A 2,387-nucleotide genomic window follows, 5' to 3' on the forward strand; every position below is an offset into this window, starting at 1 on the left:
GGGGTGGACCGAAGCGCACGTGAACCCGCCCGCGACGTCGGCCTTGGGCGCGAGCGAAGCGGTAGGCCCACGTCAGGCTCTCGGGCACCTTCTTGCCGCCGCTCTCCTCCCGGGAGAGGGCCGAGACTTCGTGCTGCTGGTCGTACACGATCGAGACGGGCACGAGGTAGGCGTCGTCGGAATCATCACCATTGGTCTGGAAGGCATCGACGAGGTAGCGCAGCACCCCCATGCGCGGCGGCCGGAGCTTCCCGGTGCGGGTTCGACCTCCCTCGAAGTACCACTCCAGATTCGCGTGCTGACGTAGCAGGAATCCCAGGTAGAGACGCAGCATGGCCGGGTAGACCGGATCGTCGCGCGTGGAACGTCGGATGAAGATCAATCCGCTGCGCTTTCCCAGCTTGGACAGCGGCCAGATGGCGAGGTTGTTTCCGCCCAAGGTGTAGTTGCTTGGAAAGCCGTGCCCGGTCGTGGCCGCCCGAAGGACCAGCGGGTCGAGGTAGGAGCGGTGGTTGGGCAGGAACACCAACGAGTGTCGGCGCCCGAGCTCGGCCAGGTCCGCCAGCTTGCTGGAGTCGACGTCGACCTCGTAGGAGCGGGTCAACCAGCGGCCCATCCGATCCCAGACCCGCGAGGCTGACTCATCGACGTACGCCGACATCTCCTCCAGCGCGGCTTGGGAGTCGTTCTGCAGGTCAGCGTCGGTGCGCCCCGTTCGCTCGGCGAGAGCGGCAATCGCCTCGGCATACTGAGTCGTGCCCATCACCAGCTCGACAGCCCGGCGTTCGTCATCGACGTTGGTCATGCAGGCAGCCTAGTGGTGTGCGTCACAGCAGCGCGGATCCACTGCCCCGCTGCCCGGTCGGGATGACGCTGATCGAGCCGTTGTTCTCCAGCACGGCCAACGCCACGTGCTCGAGCCCGCCGAACCCGCTCTGCCGCACGGCTTGATGCACACTCGCCTCGGAGACCCGCTCCCGCATCAACGTCTCGCGGACGAGTTGGCCATCGCGCAGGAGAACCGAGGGTGTCGACGTCACCAGGCGGCGGAACCACGACACGCGAACGGAGAGCATCGCCACGACGAACTGCAGCACCGTGAGCATGCCGAGCGCAGTGGCGCCCTCGGTCCAGGCCACGGAGCTGCTGAGGAGGACGGTCGCCAAGGTCGAACCGAGAGCCACCGTGACGATGAAGTCGAAGGCGTTGAGCTGCGCGAGGGTCCGCTTGCCGCTGATGCGAAGCACCACCACCAACCAGACGTAGGCCAGGGGCGTCACCACGATCACGCGGAGCAGGTCGGAGAAGCTGTCGAAGAACACGGTCGTCCTCTCGTCGGTACCGCGCAGGCCTGGTTCGTCCCGGCCCACACTGCTGGGTCACGAGGCTCTCACGATCAGGCTGGCAGCGCCGGTATGACTCAGGACTCGCGGCGGGTGGGCAGCTCGGGCATGTGCTGCTTCTCGGCCATCTGGTCGTGGCCTTTGCCGATTCGCTTGCCGAGGCGGCCGGCCCACGTGCTGGCGCTCACGCCGTGAGCAAAGACGCTCGAAAGCACCGTCCACACGGCGATCGCCAGGATGGTGTCCGCTTCCGGTCCGGTCAGCTCCTGCGACACTAGCAACGCGAACAGGATCGAGGCCAGCCCCCGGGGGCCGAACCAGCCCATGAAGAGCCTGGTCTCGAGCAGGGTTCCGGTGCGCGCGAGCGCGATCAGCACCGGGACGATCCGCACGAGGGTGAGCGAGGCAACCGCGTACACGCCAATCTGCCAGGTCAGGTCCGATAGCCGCGGGGCCGCGAGGGCCGCGCCGAAGACCACGAAGGTCAGTGCCGTGAGCAACTCACCCTCGTCCTCGGTGAGGTCCTGGACGTCGGCGCACTCCTCTGACGCCACTCGTGCGAAGGCCAGCCCGGCGACGAAGGCGGCGATGAAGCCGTTACCCCCGACGACCTCGGCCCCTGCGAACGCGGCCACGGCGACGGCGAGACCGGCCAACTGGCGGTAGGTCCCCTCGAGCTCGTCGGCAGACGAACGACGATGGAGCAGCCAGCCGCCCACGGCTCCTGCGATCAGTCCGGCCCCCACGCCGAAGCCCAGCTGTCCGGCGACGAACCCACCCCACCCGCCAGCACCGGTCGGGTCAGTCTCGACGACCGCCAGAGCCAGCAGAACCGTGACGACCGGCACCATGATGCCGTCGTTTAGGCCGCTCTCGACGTTGAGCGTCTGACGAACACGTGCCGGTAGGCGCATGTCGCTGACGACCGCCTGACCGAGGGCCGCGTCGGTGGGCGCCAAAATGGCTGCGATCAACCCGGCCTCGACCAGCGTCAGCGAGTCGAACAGCACCGCCGCCACGGCCGGTCCCGCGAGGATCGTTAAC

3 protein-coding genes are annotated in these 2,387 nt (G+C 67.7%); all 3 read right to left on the minus strand.

Translation table 11 applies throughout. The features are described 5' to 3' along the window. Window positions 1-805, minus strand: an 805-nt coding sequence (locus tag WB508_RS05790) for a 1-acyl-sn-glycerol-3-phosphate acyltransferase (RefSeq protein WP_423843933.1), incomplete at its 3' end; no start/stop codon positions are given. Between the two features lie 22 nt (window positions 806-827). Beyond that, complete coding sequence (locus tag WB508_RS05795) at window positions 828-1,322, minus strand: DUF421 domain-containing protein (protein WP_423843934.1); 495 nt, start codon at window positions 1,320-1,322, stop codon at window positions 828-830. 98 nt (window positions 1,323-1,420) lie between these two features. Then, on the minus strand, window positions 1,421-2,387 hold a 967-nt coding region (locus WB508_RS05800), incomplete at its 5' end, for a cation:proton antiporter (protein ID WP_423843935.1).

Origin of the sequence: Aeromicrobium sp., from assembly GCF_049586495.1 — a bacterium.
GTDB lineage: Bacteria > Actinomycetota > Actinomycetes > Propionibacteriales > Nocardioidaceae > Aeromicrobium.